Below are 20,000 nucleotides of genomic sequence, written 5' to 3'. Positions count from 1 at the left end.
AAGGCGCGGACTCAGAGCCGACGCCGTGACGTGCGCGTTCAGGCTGAACCCTCCTTTGGGCGCTCCCGCTCGGCCTGGGCGGGGGGAACGGACCGGGTGGTCGCCGTAGATGAGAAGACTCTCACGATTAGGTCATCTCCCGCTATGGGGTCGTGTTCCTTGATTTTCCGCGGTATAGGTCGTTCGCGCCAGACTTCGTGCAGGTCGGTCACCTACCCTTGACCCATGACTTCGACGCGCCCTCCTGCCCGGCCGGCGCAGCCGGCGACTCCGCCGGTCAACACCCCCGTGCTGCAGGTCAGGCCGAAGACCGAGGGCTGGACACAGAAGAAGGATGCAGAGGGCCGGCCGCTCCTGCAGTTCGCGTCTCCGAAGCGGGGCAAGCCGCCCGTGCACATGGCCGATCTGACGCCCGAGCAGCGGGTCGAGAAGGTCAAGGAGCTCGGGATGCCGGGCTTCCGCGCCAAGCAGCTCGAGAAGCACTACTTCGAGCACTACACGCACGATCCGGCCGACATGACCGACCTTCCGGCGGAGGGCCGCGCGGACCTCGTGCACGGGATGCTGCCACCCCTGCTGACCGAGGTGCGACGGCTCGAGACCGATCGCGGCGACACCATCAAGTTCCTCTGGAAGCTGCACGACGGTGCCCTCGTGGAGTCCGTCCTCATGCGCTACACCGGGCGCATCACGCTGTGCGTCTCGTCGCAGGCGGGCTGCGGAATGAACTGCCCGTTCTGCGCCACCGGACAGGCCGGCCTCACCCGCAACATGTCGGCCGCCGAGATCATCGAGCAGGTCGTGCGGGCCAACCGCCTGATCGCCGACGGCGGCCTCGGCGACCCGCGCCGGGTCGGCCACAAGGGCGAGCGCGTGACCAACATCGTCTTCATGGGCATGGGCGAGCCGCTGGCGAACTATGCGCGCGTGATGCAGGCGGTCCGTGTGATGACCGACAAGAAGCACGGCATCGGCATGAGCGCGCGGGGCATCACGGTCTCGACCGTGGGGCTCGTCCCGGCGATCACGAAGCTCGCGAACGAAGACATCCCGGTGACCTTCGCGCTGTCGCTGCACGCGCCCGACGACAAGCTGCGCGACGAGCTGATCCCGGTCAACTCGCGCTGGAAGGTCGACGAGGCCCTCGACGCCGCCCGTGCCTACTTCGAGAAGACCGGTCGCCGCGTCTCGATCGAATACGCGCTGATCAAGGACATGAACGACCACGCCTGGCGTGCGGACCTCCTGGCCGACAAGCTCAACGCCCGCGGCCGGGGCTGGGTGCACGTGAACCCCATCCCGCTCAACCCGACTCCCGGCTCGATCTGGACCGCGTCCGATGTCGACGTGCAGAACGAGTTCGTGCGGCGGCTCAATGACGCGGGCATCCCGACGACCCTCCGCGACACCCGCGGCAAGGAGATCGACGGGGCGTGCGGCCAGCTCGTGGCGACCGAGGACGACGAGCGCGTCGCCGCCGAGACTCCCCTCGAGGACTGACCGGGGGTCTGCGGGACTCACCTGGCGCACAGGTTGCCCGCTCTAGGGTGGCCGGATGTCTTTCTCCGTGCACCGGCCGGGCCGGTTCGGCTCCGATGGCCGCATCGAATTCGAGGTCGACGGCGAGACGCCGGAGGACCTCTACCTCGATGACGTGCGCGCCGCCCAGAACGCCGAAGGGCGCGAGGGGGAGCCCGAGGCCGACGGTCCCGACGACCCGTATCCCGTGACGCGGGACCTGCTCGAGGACGCTCTGGCGATGAACCCGACGCAGCCCGTTGCGACGGCTGCCGAGCCCGCGGTCGACGACGCGCAGCCGACGATCGGCGAGTGGGGCGCGATGGACGAACCGGCGCGCGAGCTGGAGCCCGCAGAGGAGCCCGCCCCCGCGGCATCCGTCCCTCCCGTCCGGGCCAAGCGCGTGGCGCGCGTTCGTGAGCGCGACTCGGGGTGGCGCCGGCTGGCGATCCTCGGCGGTGCCGACGGCTCGGTGCTCGAGCATGTGCCCACCGAGACGCCCCGGTTCGTGCAGATGTTCTTCGTGATCGCCGGCACCGCGCTGATCTCGGCGATCTCGATGTACTTCGCACTCACCACGGGCGTGCGGATCGTCGCCTGGGGCGCGTTGCCGCTGGCGATCGTCTGGGCGCTCATCATCTTCAACCTGGACCGCTTCCTCACCTCCACGATGCGATCCACGCACAGCGTCGGGAGGCTCATCGGCCTCGCGATCCCGCGCGTGATCATGGCGGCCGTGATCGGGATCGTGGTGGCCGAGCCCCTCGTGCTGCAGGTGTTCCACAACGACATCGCCCGCGAAGTGACCGCGACGAACCTCGTGCAGGCGCAGTCGGATCAGGATGCCGTGACCGACGGGCCCGAGAAGCGGGCTCTGGATGCTGCGAGCGAGCGCGTTGCGGGGCTGGAGAGTCAGGCAGCCAGCGGCGTCGTCGCCGGTGCCGACACGACGTCCGCCTCGACGGCCTCGGCCCAGCAGACGGTGGACGACCTGACCGCGAAGCTCGCGGCCCAGCAGCAGGTGATCGACCAGGCGCGCGCCATCTACCAGTGCGAGCTCACCGGTCAGGGCGACGTCGCCGGCTGCAGCGGCGTGGCCGGGGAGGGTGCGAGCTCGACCGCCGCGAACGACCAGCTCACGCAGGCCCAGGCGTCGTACGACGACCTCGCCACCAAGCTCCGCAGCGCCGAGGCTGACCTCGCCGCAGCCCAGGCCGCCGGCACCGCCGACGCGGGCGCCTCCGAAGCCCAGAACAAGCAGCAGGCGAAGGACGAGCTCCCCGCCGCGCGCGAGCAGTACGAGGCGGCGCTCGCCGCCTACGACGCCCGGGCCTCCGAGGTCGCGAGCGGCAACGCCGGAGCCGTCGGCCTCCTCAGCCAGATCACGGGCCTCGAGCAGCTGTCGGCGCGCGAGCCGACCCTGATGTGGGCCCACTGGCTGATCGCGGTGCTCTTCTTCATGATCGAGCTGCTGCCGGTTCTGGTGAAGGTGCTCACAAGCTGGGGCGAGCCTTCGCTCTATGAGAAGGCCGACGGGCTGCGCCGTCAGGTCGCCCTCGATCGGGTGACGGCCCGCAGCTGGTTCGAGCGCGCCGAGATCGCGAAGGGCGCCGAGGCGTAGGTCTCCGGCATCCGATCTCCTTCTGAGGGAATGGATGCGGCGGCACGCCGTTGCACTCGATGCCCACCCGGCGCGCGCCTGCACCGGGCACGATTCAGGAGAGAATTCACGCATGGTCGAATATCGCTATCTCGGAAACAGCGGCTTCAAGGTCTCGGAGATCACCTACGGCAACTGGGTGACCCACGCATCGCAGGTCGGCGACGACGCCGCCGTCGCCACGGTGCACGCGGCGCTCGACGCCGGCATCACCACCTTCGACACCGCCGACGCCTACGCCAACACCGAAGCCGAGGTCATCCTCGGCAAGGCTCTCGCCGGCCGGCGCCGCGAGAGCCTCGAGATCCTCACCAAGGTCTACTGGCCCATCGGGCCCAAGGGACCCAACGATCAGGGTCTCTCGCGCAAGCACATCTTCGACGGCATCAACGGGTCGCTCTCGCGCCTCGGGGTCGACTACGTCGACCTCTACCAGGCGCACCGCTACGACTACGAGACGCCCCTCGAAGAGACGATGCAGGCTTTTGCCGACGTGGTGCGTCAGGGCAAGGCGCTCTACATCGGCGTCTCCGAGTGGACGGCCGAGCAGCTGCGCGACGGCGCCGCCCTCGCGAAGGAGCTGAAGTTCCAGCTCGTCTCCAACCAGCCCCAGTACTCGGCGCTGTGGCGGGTCATCGAGGACAAGGTCATCCCGGCGTCTGAAGAGCTCGGCATCTCGCAGATCGTCTGGTCGCCGATGGCGCAGGGCGTGCTGTCGGGCAAGTACCTTCCAGGCCAGCCTGTGCCGGAGGGCTCGCGGGCGACGGACGAGAAGAGCGGCGCGATGTTCATCCAGCGCCTGCTGCGCGACGACGTGCTCGAGGCCGTGCAGGGTCTCAAGCCCGTCGCCGCCGAGGCCGGCCTCACGATGCCTCAGCTCGCGATCGCGTGGGTGCTGCAGAACCCGAACGTCGCCTCGGCGCTGGTCGGGGCATCCCGTCCTGATCAGATCGCGGGCAACGTCAAGGCCTCGGGCGTGAAGCTCGACGCCGAGGTGCTCGCGGCGATCGACGCGGCCCTCAGCGGCGTCGTCGAGCGCGACCCGCAGAAGACCTACGAGTCCTCGCCCGCGTCGCGCCCGGCCTGACCTTCCGCTCCACCGACCCGGCGTCGGAGAATCGGCCTGACGTCGGAGGAATCCTGGTGGATCCTCCGACCGAGCGCCGGATCTCCGACGCCGTTCGGATGAAAGGGGGCCGACATGCCGGTTCACAGCGCTGGGCTGCTTCTCTATCGGGTGATGGATGCGGAGCCCGCCGTGCTCATCGCCCACATGGGCGGGCCCTACTGGGCGACGAAGGACGAGGCGGCCTGGTCGATCCCCAAGGGCGAGCACGACCCCGAGACCGAGTCGGCGCTGGATGCCGCGCTCCGCGAGTTCACGGAGGAGCTCGGAGTGGAGCCGCCGCCCGGTCCGTACGCCGAGCTCGGCACCTGGACCTACTCGTCGGGCAAGCGCATCACCGTTTTCGTCGCCGACGGCGCCGGTTTCTCGCTCGAGGGGCTGCAGTACGGCGAGTTCGAGCTCGAGTGGCCGCCGCGATCCGGCCGGATGCAGTCCTTCCCCGAGGTCGACCGAGCGGAGTGGATGCCGGTGGCCGAGGCGCGCGAGAAGCTCGTGAAGGGGCAGCGCCCCGCGCTCGAGGCGCTCGAGCGTCACCTCGCCGAGGCTGCTCGCTGAGTGTCGACAGGGGTTGTGGCGTGACCGTGGCGGGGTAAGACTGGCGCGGTCGGAAACGCACGAGAGGACCGCTCATGGCTCACGGCGACATCACCCACATCGACATCCCGGTCAGCGACTTCGGGAGGGCGGGCGCGTTCTACTCCCGCCTCTTCGGATGGCAGGTCTCCGAACGGCCGGGCTTCGAGGGGTACCCCATGTGGAGGGCGCCCAACCAGATCTCGGGGGGCGGCCTCGCGCCGCGCGATGACGGCTTCACCCAGCCCCGTTCCTACGTGGAGGTCGACTCGATCGACGACGCGGTGGCTGCGGCCGCTGAGGAGGGCGGGCAAGTCCTCATGGAGAAGACCGAGATCACCCCGACGAGCTGGTGGGCGGTCATCCGCGACCCGGATGGCAACCACATCGGGCTGTTCGAGGGCTCGACCGAGGGCTGACGCGCGCAGCAGTCGGCGCGTGCGCGTGCGCCCCATTCCCCGCGTCGGAGATTCCGCCGCATGTCGGACGATTCGCCGGGATCCCGCCGACCGGGGCCGGATTCTCCGACCTAGCGCCCGTTCTTCGGTGCGGCCGCGACGTCGAGCTTCGGGTGGGTTCCGAGCGACGACCAGGCGCTCTCGATGCCCTTCGCCGCGTGCTCCGAGGCGCGCACCGCGCGTTCGTCCGCCCACGCGTTGAGCACATGGCCCGAGTGCCCGCGCACGTGCTCGAGCACGACATCCGGAAGGCCCGCGGCGCGTCGCTCGTCCCGCGCGACGATGAGCCGCTCCAGCAGGTCCCGGTTCTTGGTCGGTGCACCCGCAGAGGTCTTCCAGCCGCGGCGCCGATGGCCGTCCATCCACTTCTCGTACGAGTCGATCGCGTACTTGGAGTCGGCCTGCACCACGAGATTCTTCACGTCCGCGTGGTCCTCGATCGCCTTCAGCAGCCCGAGGAGTTCGCCGATGTTGTTCGTGCCCACGGGAATCGAGCCCGCGGCCCAGTGGCCGTCCTCGCCCACCCACGCCCATCCGGCCGGTCCCGGATTGCCCTTGCAGGCGCCGTCGGTGGCCACGATGTAGCGGTCGTCGGAAGTCACCCGGCAACGCTACCCGCTCGGGGCTGCCCTCCGATCTCGCGCTCGGCCCGCCACTCGCCGACGAGCTCCGGCATCCGGATGGCGAGATAGCGCAGGAAGTCGGCGACCTCGCGCGCCTGCTCGACCGAGAGGGGAGCATCCGTGTTCTCGTCCGCGATCTTGTCCATGAAGCCCGCGAGGTTCGCGTACAGGGGGGCGTTCGCCGTCATCATGCCGTGCCAGGCGTCGCCCATGATGTCGTAGCGGTCGCGCCGGTCGCCCGGCCGCGAGACCCGGTGGATGAGTCGCATCGACGTGAGGTATCTCACGGCGCCCGAGACCGCCGCGGCGGAGACGCCCAGGCGCTCGGACAGCTCGGCCGCCGTGTAGCCCTCGTCGGGCGAGCCGACGAGGGCCATCATGACGCGTGCCGGCATGCGTGCCATCCCCGCGGCGGTGAGCATAGCGGCGGCCTGCTCGGCGGGCTCGATGCCCGGGTGCGCGTTCTCCGGGGGCATCGCTATGCGCCCGCCGCCAGTTCGCGGCGTCTCATGAGGGCGAGGGATGCCGTCGCTCCGACGATCGCGACGGCGAGCAGCCACCAGAGCCCGTTGAGCTGGACGCCGTCCGTGGTCACCTTCGGCGCCGCCTCGAGCGGTGAGAGGCTCGCCATCCACTCGGGGAATCCGAACAGCGGGCCGAACAGACCGAAGATCGCGCCGACGGCGATGAGCGTCCATCCTGCCGCGATGGTTGCCCGGGGTGCCAGGACGAAGACGAGTGCGGTGAGGACGAGGAAGACGGATGCCGCGGCCAGTTGGCCGAAGGCGGTGACGAGAATCGTCTCCATGAGCTCTGAGCCGTTGTCGACAGCGCCCAGCCCGAGCGTGGCCCCGAGTATCCCCGCGACCACCACGAGAATCATGGCGATGAAGGCCACAACGAGGTAGTCGACCAGCCAGCGCACGCGACCCACAGCTGCGGACAGCACGGGTTCCGCGGTGCCGTGCGCCTCCTCCTGGCGGGCGCGGATGACGATCTGCACTGCGGCGCAGGCCGCGAAGATGCCGAGCATCACGAAGAAGACCGAGACGGTCGCCTGCTCGAGGCTGCCGTTGCTGCCGCCGATCTTCTGCAGGATCTCCACGATTGCGGGGTTGTCGCCGCTCACCTGGTCCACCACCGAGGCGAGGGAGGTCGACAGCATGCCGGTGAGCAGTCCGCCGATGGTCCAGCCGAGGATCGCGCCCCAGGTCAGGCGCCAGACGAGTCCCGTCGGCGTGGAGAGCAGGGGTCCAGCCTCGGCGCGCCCGAGCCGCTCCGGAATGAAGCCCTCGCCGAGATCGCGCACCGATTGGAGCGCGATGGCGACACCGGCCAGCACGAGTCCGAACACGAGGGCGAGCACCCCGGGCCAGAGGTTGTCGTCGGCATAGGCGCGGGTGTTCTCACCCCAGCCGAAGGGCGAGAGCCAGGTGAGCCACGAGCTCTCCATCCGCTGCAGGTCGCCGCTCGGCGTGCCGAGCGCATTGCCGATGCCGCCCAGGACGAAGGTGCCGACCAGCACCCAGACCGCGAGGGCGTTGGCGCCGCGCGAGGTGCGCATGATCTGGCCGGCGATGAGTCCGATCCCGAGGAAGGCGACGCCGACAGCTCCGACGGCGAAGCCGGCGACTTTCGCACCTGCGATGTTCGCCTCGGTCAGCTCGAGTCCGGTCGCGAGGAACCCGAGCGTGGTGAGGGCGGCGAGGACGAAGTTCGCGATGAGCCCGTGGATCACCGTGGCCACCACGGGGGTGGTCCGGCTTGCGGGCGTCGCGGAGACCAGTTCCGCGCGTCCCTGCTCCTCGTCCATGCGCGTGTGGCGCACCGCGAGGAAGGTGCTCATGAAGGCCGCGAGCATGGCGAGCCACGGGAAGATCAGGAACACCATCAACTGGCCCTGCTCAGCCCCCGAAGGCAGACCGCGGAAGAGCAGGATGACCGGGTTCGCCATCACGGTCACGAGGAGCGCCTGACGTTCCTGAAGCTCCCCGTAGGACTGCGAGACCGCGCTGTACGAGGCATAGGCGAACAGCCCCGTGCCCACCGTCCAGATGAGCAGCTGCTTTCCATCGCGCCGTATCCGCTGCCGCAGCAGCGGCAGGAGGCCGCTCATCACTTCGCTGCGACCTTCTTGAGCGCGTCGGCGTCATCGAGTGCGGTCAGGTCGTCGCCGTAGTGGCGCAGGAACAGCTCCTCGAGCGAGGGCGGCTCGATCCGGAGGCCCTGCACGTCGCGCTGGGCGAGGATGGGAAGGATGCCGTTCACGGCGTCGCTGTCGACGGTGAATCGAGCTCGACCTTCCAAGACGGTGAGGTCGTGGGCCCCGGTGATGGCATCCGGCGACGCGGTGGCGTCGAAGGACACCTCGGTGCGGGTGAGATGCCGCAGCTCTGCGAGCGTCCCCGACTCGACGATCCTGCCGGCGCGGATGATGCTCACCCGGTCGCAGAGAAGCTCGACTTCGGAGAGGATGTGGCTGGAGAGCAGCACCGTCGCCCCCGCCGCCCGCAGTCGGCCGATCTCCGCGCGGAAGACGACCTCCATGAGCGGGTCGAGCCCGCTCGTCGGCTCGTCGAAGATGTAGAGGTCCGCCGGCACGGAGAGGGCCGAGATCAGCGCGACCTTCTGGCGGTTCCCCTTCGAGTACGCGCGGCCCTTCTTGCGCGGATCGAACTGGAACTCGTGCATGAGCCGTTCCTTCTCGGCCTTGTAGACGGCATCCCGCCGCGCGCTGCCGCGCAGGCGTGCGAGAAGGTCGATCGCTTCCCCGCCGGAGAGATTCGGCCAGAGGCTGACATCACCGGGAACGGAGGCGATGCGGCGGTGCAATGAGACAGCGTCGTGCCAGGGATCGCCGCCGAAGACGGTCGCCTCCCCAGACGTGGCGCGGGCGAGTCCGAGCAGCACGCGGATCGTGGTGGACTTCCCGGCGCCGTTCGGGCCGAGGAAGCCGTGGATCTGCCCGGCTTCGACGTCGAGGTCGAGCCCGTCCAGTGCGCGGACCTTTCCGTAGCGCTTGACGAGCCCTCTGGTGTGAATGACGGTGGCCATGGGCGCGACGCTACGCCCATTTCACGAAGTTGTGAATATTCCTAACGGAACCCTTACGCGTGCACGACGGCAGCGCGGGGGATGAAAGGGCGGCGAGGGCATGGAGAGGCGGTGGTCAGCGCTGTCGGACATGAGAAAGGGCCGCGCATCACGTGCGCGGCCCTTCCTCGGGGGTCAGACCCGTCGACGCATCGAGGCGTAGACCGCGGCCGTGATGCCCAGCAGCAGCGCCACCGCTGCGCCGATGGGAACGATGGGCGAGACGCCGCCTCCACCCGTCACGGCGAGACCGGAAGGCGAACTCATCGTGGTGGTGGGGGTCGTTCCCGGCGTCACGCCGGCGGGCGTTCCGCCGGGCGTCACGACCGGGCAGGCGACATCGGTGAAGTCGGGCTGGACGAACAGGTAGACGCCGTCTTCGTCGGTGGCCACCCACCCGGCAGGCAGCGATGCGGGCACGTAGCCCTCGTCGAACACCGCGATGATGTCGAGCTCGGTGTCGTCCTCCTCATCGAGCCATGCGTAAGTGACGCCGGTCACGCTCGCCGGGAGCTCGGCCGAATCGTTCTCGGTGCCGCAGACGTCGGTGATGGTGGGCGTTGCGAGCATCACCTGGATGGGCGGCTGTTCGGCCCGGTAGCAGGGTGCGTTCGGGTCCGTGCTCTGGAACCCGATGGGTCCCTCCACCACGATGATGCGGGTGCGCATCGTTCCGCCACCCTCGAACTCCGTCCCGTTCAGCGCCGTCGCTGTCAGTGTGTACGTGCCGGGACCGGTGTATGCCGGGCTGATCGAGAGCGCCACATTCGGCGTCGGGTCGGTCCCGAAGGAGAACGAGCCCGGGCTGTCACAGTCCGGCGGCGTCACGGGAGCATTGAACTGCGCCGGGACGGGCACGCACGGCACGTTGGTGAAGTCGCCCTCATCGAACGCATACGTGAAGGTGCCGTCCGGGTTGGCGGTCCAGCCGCTCGGAACGTGCAGGACCACGTAGCCGTCCGCAATCGTGGCGACGATCGAACCATCGACCCCGAGGGTGTAGGTCACACCCGCACTCGACAGCGGCAGCTGGTAGCGGTCGTTTTCGGTGCCGCAGAGATCCAGGAGACCGGGCATAGCCAGCATGACCTCGAGATCCTCGCCACCATCACCGGGAGGGCACGTGAGAGACGACTCGTCCTGACCCGTGTCGAACGCGAGCACGAACGAGCGGCCCTGTGCATCAGCGAAGAATGCGCCGACCGATGCGCCGGCGGGAATGGCGTTGATCGAGACGTTGATCGGGTTGCCGCCCCCCTGCAGGCGCTCGTCGTCGCCGGGCGTGCCGACGTACTTGCAGACGAACACCTTCTTCTCGGGCTCGGGCGCCATGGTCTGGACGTCGGCGATCGTGGCGGTCTCGGTCTCGGTCACGGACTGGGCGGGCTCGACCGCGTTGGACTCGACCGCAGCGGACTCGGACTCGGGCTCAGCTGCGGGCTCCTGGATCTGCTGCCCGGGCTCCTCGGTTGCCTCCGCGGGCTCCTCGACGACCGCGGCGGGCGCGGCTTCCGCAGGCTCGGTGACCGCAGCAGGGTCGGCGACGACTGCTGTGTCGTCAGCCCCATCAGCGGCGCTGGCGCCGGCCATCCCCAGCGGAGCGATCACGAGGGCCGCAGCCACCGCGACGCTCGCCAGCGCCTTCCATGAATTGTTCATCTGAATGTTCCTTTCATGACCCGGCCCCATGCCGGGGTGTGTGAATGGGGCGGACGTTGCCCCACGCCGTCAGTGAGCGCCCCACGTCATCCGTGCGGTCTTCCCTGATATCGCCAGACGCGGCGGCCCTGTCCATCAGACGCTGGATTCCCCTTTTCGGACCCGCACCGTGTGCGCGTCCCCCATGGCTCTCCCCCCGAACGAGCGGGGTCCGCCTATCCCCAGGCGTTCCTGGCTCAAGTAGGCCACCGCCGAACAATTGGCGACATGCCCTTGCCAAAGCGGTGAACATCTGCAATCCGACGCCACCTCGAGCCTGGAAGCGCCTGGGGGAGGAGGGTCCGAGGCGCGGATCGGCGCGGCTTATGTATACCAATCGCGCCCATAGTCGAGCTGCATGGCGCCTTGGGCAAGCTTATGTATACACTTGGGAGCGAGCAGCAGATCGGGAGGTGCGCATGCGGGCGAGCGACAGGGCATACCGCACGCTCCTCGACGAGATCCAGTCCGGCCGCCTCGCGCCGGGCGCAGTCCTGGGCGAGGTCGAGCAGGCCGCGCGCCTCGGGGTGAGCCGCACGCCGCTCCGCGAGGCCCTCGGACGCCTCGCCGCGGACGGCCTCGTCGTGCAGCAGTCGCCCCGGGTCACCGTGGTGAGCGATCTCGACGCGGGCGACATCCGTGAGCTGTTCGAGGTGCGGCGCGCGCTCGAGGAGACCGCTGCGCGCCTCGCCGCGGCGCGCGGCGAGGCGGCGACCTTCGCCACCCTTGCCGACGAGTTCGCCGGCGCACCTCTTGACGGCGCCGCCGCCGCCGACGACTACTACCGGCTGATCGCGCGATTCGACGAGGCCCTCGACGGATCGGTCGCCAACGACTATCTCGCCTCGGCACTGCGCGGCATCCGGACGCACCTCGTGCGCGTGCGCCGGCTCGCGCGCGACAACCCGAGCCGGCTCGCGGCCTCCGTCGCCGAGCACCGGCTCATCGCCTCGGCCATCGCCGCGGGCGACGCCGACCTCGCCGCGCACGCCACCCACGTCCACCTGCACAACGCGCTGGCGAGCATCCTCGAGTCGCTCGCCGACCTCAGCGAGGGTGCGCCGGTCGGGTCCGGACGCACCCGCACGACCCACATCCATCAGGGAGCAGCATGACCGTCTCGCATCACGTCCGCGTCTACCGCAGCGAAGAGCCCCTTCCCCGCGAGGAGCAGCTCGCATGGAAGATCGCCGAAGTCGCGACCGACGCCGTGGAGGTCGAGGCCGATGTCGTCGACATGATCATCAACCGCGTGATCGACAATGCGGCGGTGGCTGCGGCATCCCTCACCCGTGCGCCGGTCAGCGCAGCCCGCCAGCAGGCGCTCGACCACGCGGTGTCGGTCGGAGGCTCGGGCGCCACCGTCTTCGGCTGCGCCCTCGAGCGCCGCACGAGCCCCGAGTGGGCGGCGTGGGCGAACGGCGTCGCGGTGCGTGAGCTCGACTATCACGACACATTCCTGGCGGCGGAGTATTCGCACCCGGGCGACAACATCCCGCCGATCCTCGCGGTCGCGCAGCACGTGGGCTCCGATGGCGCGGCGCTCGTGCGCGGGCTCGCGACGGGGTACGAGATCCAGATCGACCTCGTGCGCGCCATCTGCCTGCACAAGCACAAGATCGACCATGTCGCCCACCTCGGCCCGTCGGCCGCCGCCGGCATCGGAACGCTCCTGGGGCTCTCCACCGAGACGATCTACCAGGCCGTGGGGCAGGCGCTGCACACCACGACCGCCACCCGGCAGTCCCGCAAGGGCGAGATCTCGACCTGGAAGGCGCACGCGCCGGCCTTCGCCGGGAAGATGGCGGTCGAGGCCGTCGACCGCGCGATGCGCGGCGAGACGTCTCCGTCCCCGATCTACGAAGGCGAGGACGGGGTGATCGCGTGGCTGCTCGACGGTCCGGATGCCTCGTACCAGGTGCCGCTGCCGGCTCCCGGCGAGGCGAAGCGCGGCATCCTGGACTCCTACACGAAGGAGCACTCGGCCGAGTATCAGGCTCAGGCGTGGATCGATCTGGCGCGCAAGCTCCACGGCGAGCACCCGGACTCGTTTGCGCCCTCGAACGTCGAGTCGATCGTGCTGCACACGTCTCATCACACGCACTACGTCATCGGCTCGGGCGCGAACGACCCGCAGAAGTACGACCCGACGGCATCCCGCGAGACGCTGGATCACTCGATCCCCTACATCTTCGCCGTCGCGCTGCAGGACGGCGGCTGGCACCATGTCGACTCGTACACCCCTGAGCGCGCCGGACGTGCCGACACCGTCGAGCTGTGGAACAAGGTGACGACCGCGGAGGATGCCGAGTGGACGCGCCGCTACCACTCCGAAGATCCGAACGAGAAGGCCTTCGGCGGCCGCGTGGTCATCACTTTCACCGACGGCGGGCAGATCGTCGAGGAGATCGCGGTTGCCGACGCGCACCCGCTCGGGGCGCGGCCCTTCGCCCGCGAGGACTACGTCCGCAAGTTCCGCCTGCTCGCGGCGCCTGTGCTGGCCGAGGCTGAGATCGAGCGCTTCCTCGATCTCGCCCAGCGCCTGCCCGAGCTGAGTCCCGAAGAGGTGCAGCAGCTGACGATCGTCGCGCAGCTGGGCGTGCTCGCGGGTGCGCCGGCGCCGAAGGGGCTGTTCTGATGCCGGCGCGGCGCGCTGGCTCGCCTGTCCGCTCACGGACTTCGCAGAATCACGCCGAGCGCGCAGAAAATGGGCGAATTCCTGCGAGCTTCGCGCACATCTGCGAACTCTGTGAAGGGAGAGTGGCCTGATGCTCTACTCCGCCACCCCGGCCGCCGAGAAGCGGCGCCTGTTCCGCGAGCGGCTCGCGAGCGGCGAGCTGCTGCGCTTCCCGGGTGCCTTCAACCCGTTGAGCGCACGGCTCATCGAGGAGAAGGGCTTCGAGGGCGTCTACATCTCGGGTGCGGTCCTGAGCGCTGACCTCGGTCTTCCCGACATCGGCCTGACGACCCTCACCGAGGTCGCCGGCCGCGGGCAGCAGATCGCCCGCATGACCGACCTGCCGGCCATCATCGACGCCGACACAGGGTTCGGCGAGCCGATGAACGTCGCCCGCACGATCCAGACGCTCGAGGACGCGGGCCTCGCCGGCACCCACATCGAGGACCAGATCAACCCCAAGCGCTGCGGTCACCTCGACGGCAAGGCGGTGGTCGACGAGAACACCGCGATCAAGCGCATCCGGGCTGCCGCCGATGCCCGCCGCGACCCGAACTTCCTCATCATGGCGCGCACCGACATCCGGGCCGTGGAGGGGATGGATGCCGCCATCGACCGCGCGAAGGCGCTCGTGGATGCCGGAGCCGACGCGATCTTCCCCGAGGCGATGCGCTCGCTGGAGGAGTTCGCCGCCGTCCGCGCCGCGATCGACGTGCCGATCCTCGCGAACATGACCGAGTTCGGGAAGAGCGAGCTCTTCTCGACCGATCAGCTGCGGGGTGTCGGCGTGAACATCGTGATCTGGCCGGTCTCGCTGCTGCGCATGGCGATGGGAGCGGCATCCCGCGCCCTCGACACACTCACGGAGCACGGGCATCTCACTGGCAAGCTCGATGAGATGCAGCACCGCGCCGACCTCTATGAGCTCATCGACTACGAGGGCTACAACCACTTCGACCAGGACGTCTTCAACTTCCAGATCAGCCGCTGACCGCGGGCAAAGGAGCACCCATGACCGACACGATCGAGATCAAGAAGGGCCTCGCAGGGGTCACCGTCGACTACACGGCGGTGAGCAAGGTCAATCCCGATTCGAACTCGCTGCTGTATCGCGGGTATCCCGTGCACGAACTCGCCGCGACGCAGCCCTTCGAGGCCGTTGCGTACCTGCTCTGGCACGGCGAGCTGCCTTCGGATGACGAGCTCGCAGCCTTCCGCCATCGAGAGCGCTCGAGCCGGGCCCTCGACGAGAACATCACGAAGACGATCGACCTGCTCCCGCTCGAGGCGCACCCGATGGACGTCGTCCGCACGGCCGTCTCGGTGATCGGCGCGTCCGACCCCGAGGCCTACGATGCCTCGCCGGAGTCCGACCTCCGCAAGGCGGAGCGGCTCTTCGCCAAGCTTCCGGCGATCGTCGCGTACGACCAGCGGCGGCGTCGCGGGCAGCAGGCGATCGAGCCGCGCGACGACCTCGACTACTCGCACAACTTCCTCTGGATGACCTTCGGGGTCGAGCCCGAGCCGGTGGTCGCCGACGCCTTCAACGTGTCGATGATCATGTACGCCGAGCACTCGTTCAACGCGTCGACCTTCACCGCACGCGTTATCACCAGCACCATGGCAGACCTCTACTCGGCAGTCGTCGGGGCGATCGGCGCGCTCAAGGGAGCCCTGCACGGAGGGGCGAACGAGGCGGTCATGCACATCTTCGACGAGATCGGATCGGCCGAGAACGTCGGACCCTGGCTGGATGCCGCGCTCGCCGAGAAGCGCAAGATCATGGGCTTCGGGCACCGGGTCTACAAGAAAGGCGACTCGCGGGTTCCGACGATGAAGGCCGCGCTCGACACGCTCGTGGAGCACTACGACGCGCAGGACCTCGCCGACCTCTACGACGAGCTCGAGCGCGAGTTCGTGGGCCGCAAGGGGATCTACCCGAACCTCGACTATCCCTCGGGCCCCGCGTACCACCTGATGGGCTTCGACACCCTGACCTTCACCCCGCTGTTCGTCGCGGCGCGCGTCGTGGGCTGGACGGCGCACATCGCGGAGCAGGCGGCATCCAATGCCCTCATCCGCCCGCTGTCGGCCTACAACGGTCCGGACGAGCGGCACATCGAGGGCTATGTTGCCGATGCCGCGCAGGTCGAGGCGAGCGAGCGGGCCGAAGAGGCCGCCGGGTGAGCATCTGGCACACCCCGCCGTCGGTGGCCGACATCGATGCGATGGCCGGTCAGACCCTCATCGAGGCGCTCGGAATCGAGATGCTCGAGGTGCGGGACGATGCGCTGGTCGCACGGATGCCTGTGGATCACCGCACCGTGCAGCCGGCCGGTGTGCTGCACGGCGGGGCGTCCGTCGCGCTCGCCGAGACGATCGCGTCGTGGGCGGGCTTCCTCACGGTCGATCGCGAGAAGTTCCACGTGGTCGGCCAGGAGATCAACGCCAACCACATCCGGCCCGTCTTCTCGGGCTGGGTCACCGCGACGGCGACGCCGGTCGCGCTCGGGCGCCGCAGCCAGGTGTGGGAGATCCGGATCGTCGACGACGCCGGCAAGCTCGCCTGCATCTCGCGCTGCACCCTCGCGGTGATCGAGCAGCGCAGCACCTACGCGACAGCCGGGGATCGCTCGGGCTGAGCGGGCGGTAGGCGTGGCCCGGCTGCGCCGGCGCGGGCTGGGCGGGGGAGGTTCAGCTCACCACGGCTGCTGGCGGGCGAAGTCCCACCCGCGAGAGACCGGGTGACCGGCCGCGCCTCGAGGGTCTTCCGCGATGACCGTCAGCCGAGCGCGCTCTGCGACGATCTCGAAGACGTCGTCGAACCCCGCCGCAGCGCCCGTCACGTCGAGCCGCGACAGGTGCACGTCCTCGAACTCCCACCGGATCGCGACGTCGCGTCCGGCAGAGACCTTGACCACCTCGACCGTCGCGGTCGCCAGGTGCGCACCGCGGGCAACCGCGTCGAAGATGAGCGGCGTGGCGGTCGTCGTGGGAGCCGTGACGACGAGCGGATGCTGGGCCGAGCGACCTCCGCGACCGCCCGCACCCGGACGACCTGGTCCGCCGCTCGGCCCGGCGGCCTGCGACTGCTCGACGTCCCACGTCGCGCTCGCGAGCTCGATCCAGTCCTCGTGGCCGCGCACGGTGGAGGTGCCGGGGATTCCCGGGAGCTGCAGATAGATGTCGGCGGCCATGTGCGGGTCCTCCCCGGGTCTTCGGTGGGTCGTCTCGGCGTCAGCCTGGCACGGGAGGCGAACGGTCGCCAGAGGCTCGAGGCGCCGGTGCTCGCCGCCCAACGAGTCCGCAGGCAGCGGCGGCCACGCTCGCCGCCCCGGTGCACGATCGCGCTCGTACGCTGGAACCACCCCGAGAGCCGCAAGGAGATCCGATGTCCCGCACCGCCGTCATCGTCGACGCCGTCCGCACGCCGTCCGGCAAGGGCAAGCCCGGGGGAGCGCTGTCGGGACAGCATCCCGTCGACCTCGCCGCCTTCGTCATGGCGAGCCTGCTCACCCGCAGCGGGCTCGATTCGCGACAGCTCGACGACGCGATCCTCGGCTGCGTCAGCCAGATCGGCGACCAGTCGATCAACATCGCGCGCCAGGCCGTGCTCGCCGCCGGCTTCGACGAGTCAGTGCCTGCGACGACGATCGACCGGCAGTGCGGGTCGAGCCAGCAGGCCGCGCACTTCGCCGCGCAGGGGGTCATGGCCGGCGCCTACGACATCGTGATCGCGGGCGGGGTGGAGTCGATGAGCCGAGTGCCGCTCGGGTCGTCGAGGCAGGGCGGCACGACGGCGCCCGGCATCCGGAAGCGGTATCCGGAGGGGCTCGTGAACCAGGGCGTGTCGGCCGAGCTCATCGCGCAGAGATGGAACCTCAGCCGCGACGAGCTCGATGCCTTCTCGGCCGAGTCCCACCGGAGGGCGGCGGATGCCTGGGCCCAGGGCCGTTTCGACGGCCAGGTGCTCCCGACGCCCACCGATGAGGGCTCGACCATACGGGAGGACGAGACGGTTCGCGCGGGCACGACCGCCGAGGCCCTGGGCGGGCTGAGCCCCGCGTTCCACACAGACGAGCTCGCCGCACGCTTCCCCGACCTCGACTGGAGGATCACGGCCGGGAACTCATCGCCGCTGACGGACGCGGCATCCGCTGTCCTGATCATGAGCGAGGAGAAGGCGGCAGAGCTGGGCCTGCGGCCTCGTGGGCGCTTCCACTCGTTCGCCGTGGTGGGCGACGACCCGATGATGATGCTGACGGGGCCGATTCCCGCGACGAAGCGGATCCTCGAGCGCAGCGGTCTCGCGATCGACGACATCGACGCGTTCGAGGTCAACGAGGCCTTCGCGTCGGTGCCGCTGGCGTGGCTGCGCGAGACGGGCGCTGATCCGGCGAAGCTCAACCCGTGGGGCGGTGCCATCGCTCTCGGGCACGCCGTGGGAGCCTCGGGAACGCGGCTGCTCGGCACGCTGCTGGCGTACCTCGAGGCGACGGGTGGCCGCTACGGCCTGCAGACGATGTGCGAGGGCGGCGGCATGGCGAACGCGACGATCATCGAGCGGCTCTAGGGGCTCCGCCGGCGGATGTCCGCGCCTCGAGCAAGCGTCCGCCTGCGCCTCTTCAGTCGGACGCTTGCGCCCCGTTCAGGTGGACGGGTGTTCGCTGACGGGCTCGGTGCTGTCATTCACCCGCCGGACGTGTGCGACGAGTCCGTGATGCGCGCAACGCTGAAGGTGAAGTCTCGCGAGCTCCACCCTCGCCTGCCCGGCGAAGCCCCTCGTCTCCTCCCCGCGCGGACTGCCAGACAAGTTGTCCACAGCGGCTCCTTTCCCCACGTGATCTGGGACTTATCCGCCCGGGAATGTCGGTGGCCCTCGGCAGAATGGAGTCATGGAAAGCCTCGCCGACACTCTTCAGGAGGTCAGGCGAGCCCTAGACGAGGCAGTCGGTGTGGCCTTCCGCTCCGGGGACCTTCGGTACCTCGACGATGCATCGGTGATGGCGCTGATGGCCGAGGCGGCGGGCATCGTGAGGCGGGCCGAGGGGGTGCTGCTCGCGACCGTCGCTGAAGTGCAGGAGCGAGCGGATGCCGCCCCCCAGGGGGAACGCCCCACCACCCGCTACGGATGCCGATCGATGAAAGAACTGATCCAGCGCACGACGCGCGCCTCGGGGCGGACCGTTGGTGACCTCCTTCGCGGAGCGAAGGCGATCAGGCAACCCATCTCGATGGCGACCGGGCAGCTCCTCCCGGCGCAGTACCCGGCGATGCGCGAGGCGGCCGCGGACGGAGAGATCGGACTCGACGCACTGGTCGCGGTTGTCGGCTCGCTCGATTCCGCCGCATGCGGGACCGAGGCTCGGTGGGCAGCAGATGGCGAACTGGCGGCGTCGGCGAGCGGCTGCGGCGAGGGCGGTGGTCCGGTCCCTGATCCCGACGAGCTCCGGCTGCAGGCGCAGGTGTGGACGATGTATCTCGATCAAGACGGCGCCGAGCCGCGAGAGGCTCGTGCCCTCCGCAAGCGGGGATTCACGATGGGCGTGTGCCGCGATGAGCTCGTGCCGTTTCGCGGAAACGCGCTGCCCGAGGTGGCTGCGCAGATGCAGCGGCTGTTCGACAGCATCCTGAATCCCAAGGGCGACGGGCCCGACACGCCGGCGGGTCCGCACTTCGTGGAGCTGGACGAGAACGGGCTGGTGCCCGCGGTGGACGATCGATCCCGCGCGATGCGTCAGCATGACGCGCTGGCGATGATCCTCGCCGTCGCGGCTCGCGCGGGCGAACTTCCGACGATCGGCGGTGCGGCGCCCACGCTCGTGGTGTCGGTCGCCGCCGCCGATCTCGAGTCGGGCCGCGGGCACGCGCACATCGACGGGTGCGAAGAGCCGGTGCCCCTCGCGGTCGCTCGTCAGGTGGCGTGCGCGGGAGCGGTCCAGCGCGTGAGCACGGACCGGGGCGGCAGGATTCTCGCCATCGGGATCCCCGACCGGGTGTTTGCGTCGCACCAGCGCAAGGCGATCAGCCTGCGCGACGGCGGGTGCATCATTGCGGGGCTGCCACGTCACCGCCGCGTGGTGTGAAATTCACCACGTGACCGAGCACTCGGTCGGTGGGGCGACGCACACCGACAACGGCGTGCTCCTCTGCTGGTACCACCACCGCACGCTCGACTCGAGCGGCTGGAAGGTCCGAATGCGCAACGGTGTGCCCGAAGTGCGCGGACCCTCCTGGTGGGATGCGTCGATGAGCTGGCGTGCCGTCACCAAGTCACCCGTTCGCTTGAGCCAGGCGCTGAGGGCGAGGAGCCCCGGAGGCTGAGCGAGTGAGGTGGGACGCGCGGAGGCTGGTGATCGGTCCGCAACTCACCAGTTCGGCTCGTCGACACGGACTGATGCACGATGCGCAATATCTCATGGAAGGCGGAACTGCAAGCGATTGCGTGGACGACAGTTGAGGGAGTAGGCAACATGGCTGGTCCCGCCGGATGAGTGAACTCTCACAATGTAAGCGCTTGCATAATGTCGACGATCCGGGGTAGCCTCGCATCCGCAAGGAGGGCACGACGCCG

General features: G+C 69.4%; 19 protein-coding genes. 13 read left to right on the top strand and 6 right to left on the bottom strand.

The genetic code is table 11. The features are described 5' to 3' along the window. Positions 1–225: 225 nt before the first annotated feature. From rlmN to AC1DP3_RS00470, 5 genes are all read left to right on the top strand, one after another. Positions 226–1,500 carry a dual-specificity RNA methyltransferase RlmN gene (gene rlmN, locus AC1DP3_RS00490; RefSeq protein WP_477290184.1) on the top strand — a complete coding sequence of 425 codons (1,275 nt, stop codon included), beginning with the start codon at positions 226–228 and terminating at the stop codon, positions 1,498–1,500. Positions 1,501–1,555: 55 nt separating this feature from the next. Continuing rightward, complete coding sequence (locus AC1DP3_RS00485) at positions 1,556–3,139, top strand: DUF4407 domain-containing protein (protein ID WP_477290182.1); 1,584 nt, start codon at positions 1,556–1,558, stop codon at positions 3,137–3,139. A gap of 112 nt (positions 3,140–3,251) precedes the next feature. Further along, entirely contained in the window at positions 3,252–4,265 is a 1,014-nt protein-coding gene (locus tag AC1DP3_RS00480; RefSeq protein WP_477290180.1) for an aldo/keto reductase family protein, read from the top strand. 114 nt (positions 4,266–4,379) lie between these two features. After that, positions 4,380–4,859: an NUDIX hydrolase gene (locus AC1DP3_RS00475; protein ID WP_477290178.1), complete on the top strand. Its 480-nt coding sequence runs from the start codon at positions 4,380–4,382 to the stop codon at positions 4,857–4,859. 74 nt (positions 4,860–4,933) lie between these two features. Continuing rightward, entirely contained in the window at positions 4,934–5,296 is a 363-nt protein-coding gene (locus tag AC1DP3_RS00470; RefSeq protein ID WP_477290176.1) for a VOC family protein, read from the top strand. 110 nt (positions 5,297–5,406) lie between these two features. Here the strand turns inward: AC1DP3_RS00470 and AC1DP3_RS00465 are convergent, their stop codons facing one another. The 5 genes from AC1DP3_RS00465 to AC1DP3_RS00445 all read right to left on the bottom strand — a co-directional run bounded on the left by AC1DP3_RS00465 (position 5,407) and on the right by AC1DP3_RS00445 (position 10,710). Next, positions 5,407–5,937 (bottom strand): ribonuclease H family protein, encoded by a 531-nt coding sequence (locus tag AC1DP3_RS00465; protein ID WP_477290174.1) that lies wholly within the window; start codon positions 5,935–5,937, stop codon positions 5,407–5,409. Beyond that, positions 5,934–6,434, bottom strand: coding sequence for a GbsR/MarR family transcriptional regulator (locus AC1DP3_RS00460; protein WP_477290172.1), 501 nt, complete (start codon positions 6,432–6,434; stop codon positions 5,934–5,936). Before AC1DP3_RS00460 ends, AC1DP3_RS00465 begins: the two co-directional genes overlap by 4 nt. A 2-nt stretch (positions 6,435–6,436) precedes the next feature. Then, a complete protein-coding gene (locus AC1DP3_RS00455; RefSeq protein WP_477290170.1) occupies positions 6,437–8,074 on the bottom strand; it encodes an ABC transporter permease in 1,638 nt (545 codons plus the stop codon). Further along, positions 8,074–9,012 (bottom strand): ABC transporter ATP-binding protein, encoded by a 939-nt coding sequence (locus AC1DP3_RS00450; protein ID WP_477290168.1) that lies wholly within the window; start codon positions 9,010–9,012, stop codon positions 8,074–8,076. Before AC1DP3_RS00450 ends, AC1DP3_RS00455 begins: the two co-directional genes overlap by 1 nt. Before the next feature lie 174 nt (positions 9,013–9,186). After that, positions 9,187–10,710, bottom strand: a complete 1,524-nt coding sequence (locus AC1DP3_RS00445; protein ID WP_477290166.1) for a hypothetical protein — start codon at positions 10,708–10,710, stop codon at positions 9,187–9,189. Positions 10,711–11,168: 458 nt separating this feature from the next. On the opposite strand from AC1DP3_RS00445, the gene AC1DP3_RS00440 reads away from it, so the two are divergent. The 5 genes from AC1DP3_RS00440 (at position 11,169) to AC1DP3_RS00420 (ending at position 16,068) form a co-directional block, all read left to right on the top strand. Then, positions 11,169–11,864, top strand: coding sequence for a GntR family transcriptional regulator (locus AC1DP3_RS00440; protein WP_477290164.1), 696 nt, complete (start codon positions 11,169–11,171; stop codon positions 11,862–11,864). After that, a complete protein-coding gene (locus tag AC1DP3_RS00435; RefSeq protein WP_477290162.1) occupies positions 11,861–13,387 on the top strand; it encodes an MmgE/PrpD family protein in 1,527 nt (508 codons plus the stop codon). Before AC1DP3_RS00440 ends, AC1DP3_RS00435 begins: the two co-directional genes overlap by 4 nt. A gap of 130 nt (positions 13,388–13,517) precedes the next feature. After that, positions 13,518–14,417, top strand: coding sequence for a methylisocitrate lyase (prpB, locus tag AC1DP3_RS00430; protein WP_477290160.1), 900 nt, complete (start codon positions 13,518–13,520; stop codon positions 14,415–14,417). A 20-nt stretch (positions 14,418–14,437) separates the two neighbouring features. After that, the gene (locus AC1DP3_RS00425) at positions 14,438–15,613 is read left to right on the top strand and encodes a bifunctional 2-methylcitrate synthase/citrate synthase (RefSeq protein ID WP_477290158.1); all 1,176 of its coding nucleotides are present in this window, start codon (positions 14,438–14,440) and stop codon (positions 15,611–15,613) included. After that, complete coding sequence (locus AC1DP3_RS00420; RefSeq protein ID WP_477290156.1) at positions 15,610–16,068, top strand: hotdog fold thioesterase; 459 nt, start codon at positions 15,610–15,612, stop codon at positions 16,066–16,068. The genes AC1DP3_RS00425 and AC1DP3_RS00420 overlap by 4 nt, the downstream gene beginning before the upstream one ends. Positions 16,069–16,125: 57 nt before the next feature. Here the strand turns inward: AC1DP3_RS00420 and AC1DP3_RS00415 are convergent, their stop codons facing one another. After that, complete coding sequence (locus AC1DP3_RS00415; protein ID WP_477290154.1) at positions 16,126–16,623, bottom strand: type VI secretion system tube protein Hcp; 498 nt, start codon at positions 16,621–16,623, stop codon at positions 16,126–16,128. Between the two features lie 194 nt (positions 16,624–16,817). Between AC1DP3_RS00415 and AC1DP3_RS00410 the strand changes: the two genes are divergently transcribed. The 3 genes from AC1DP3_RS00410 (at position 16,818) to AC1DP3_RS00400 (ending at position 19,750) form a co-directional block, all read left to right on the top strand. Beyond that, positions 16,818–17,999 carry a thiolase family protein gene (locus AC1DP3_RS00410; protein ID WP_477290152.1) on the top strand — a complete coding sequence of 394 codons (1,182 nt, stop codon included), beginning with the start codon at positions 16,818–16,820 and terminating at the stop codon, positions 17,997–17,999. Positions 18,000–18,321: 322 nt separating this feature from the next. Further along, positions 18,322–19,512, top strand: coding sequence for a DUF222 domain-containing protein (locus AC1DP3_RS00405; RefSeq protein ID WP_477290150.1), 1,191 nt, complete (start codon positions 18,322–18,324; stop codon positions 19,510–19,512). A gap of 10 nt (positions 19,513–19,522) precedes the next feature. Beyond that, positions 19,523–19,750 (top strand): hypothetical protein, encoded by a 228-nt coding sequence (locus AC1DP3_RS00400; protein WP_477290148.1) that lies wholly within the window; start codon positions 19,523–19,525, stop codon positions 19,748–19,750. Positions 19,751–20,000: the final 250 nt, after the last annotated feature.

This window comes from Microbacterium sp. P5_B6, from assembly GCF_056400345.1.
The sequence above is the reverse complement of the archived record's forward strand: the minus strand, read 5'-3'. Positions and strand labels throughout refer to the sequence as shown.

Coding starts and splice junctions, on each gene's coding strand:
- prpB (WP_477290160.1), top strand. CDS start 13,518: ATGCTCTACTCCGCCACCCCGGCCGCCGAGAAGCGGCGCCTGTTCCGC.
- AC1DP3_RS00470 (WP_477290176.1), top strand. CDS start 4,934: ATGGCTCACGGCGACATCACCCACATCGACATCCCGGTCAGCGACTTC.
- AC1DP3_RS00445 (WP_477290166.1), bottom strand. CDS start 10,710: ATGAACAATTCATGGAAGGCGCTGGCGAGCGTCGCGGTGGCTGCGGCC.
- AC1DP3_RS00485 (WP_477290182.1), top strand. CDS start 1,556: ATGTCTTTCTCCGTGCACCGGCCGGGCCGGTTCGGCTCCGATGGCCGC.
- AC1DP3_RS00480 (WP_477290180.1), top strand. CDS start 3,252: ATGGTCGAATATCGCTATCTCGGAAACAGCGGCTTCAAGGTCTCGGAG.
- AC1DP3_RS00425 (WP_477290158.1), top strand. CDS start 14,438: ATGACCGACACGATCGAGATCAAGAAGGGCCTCGCAGGGGTCACCGTC.
- AC1DP3_RS00440 (WP_477290164.1), top strand. CDS start 11,169: ATGCGGGCGAGCGACAGGGCATACCGCACGCTCCTCGACGAGATCCAG.
- AC1DP3_RS00405 (WP_477290150.1), top strand. CDS start 18,322: ATGGAAAGCCTCGCCGACACTCTTCAGGAGGTCAGGCGAGCCCTAGAC.
- AC1DP3_RS00415 (WP_477290154.1), bottom strand. CDS start 16,623: ATGGCCGCCGACATCTATCTGCAGCTCCCGGGAATCCCCGGCACCTCC.
- AC1DP3_RS00455 (WP_477290170.1), bottom strand. CDS start 8,074: ATGAGCGGCCTCCTGCCGCTGCTGCGGCAGCGGATACGGCGCGATGGA.
- AC1DP3_RS00410 (WP_477290152.1), top strand. CDS start 16,818: ATGTCCCGCACCGCCGTCATCGTCGACGCCGTCCGCACGCCGTCCGGC.
- AC1DP3_RS00450 (WP_477290168.1), bottom strand. CDS start 9,012: ATGGCCACCGTCATTCACACCAGAGGGCTCGTCAAGCGCTACGGAAAG.
- rlmN (WP_477290184.1), top strand. CDS start 226: ATGACTTCGACGCGCCCTCCTGCCCGGCCGGCGCAGCCGGCGACTCCG.
- AC1DP3_RS00435 (WP_477290162.1), top strand. CDS start 11,861: ATGACCGTCTCGCATCACGTCCGCGTCTACCGCAGCGAAGAGCCCCTT.
- AC1DP3_RS00475 (WP_477290178.1), top strand. CDS start 4,380: ATGCCGGTTCACAGCGCTGGGCTGCTTCTCTATCGGGTGATGGATGCG.
- AC1DP3_RS00460 (WP_477290172.1), bottom strand. CDS start 6,434: ATGCCCCCGGAGAACGCGCACCCGGGCATCGAGCCCGCCGAGCAGGCC.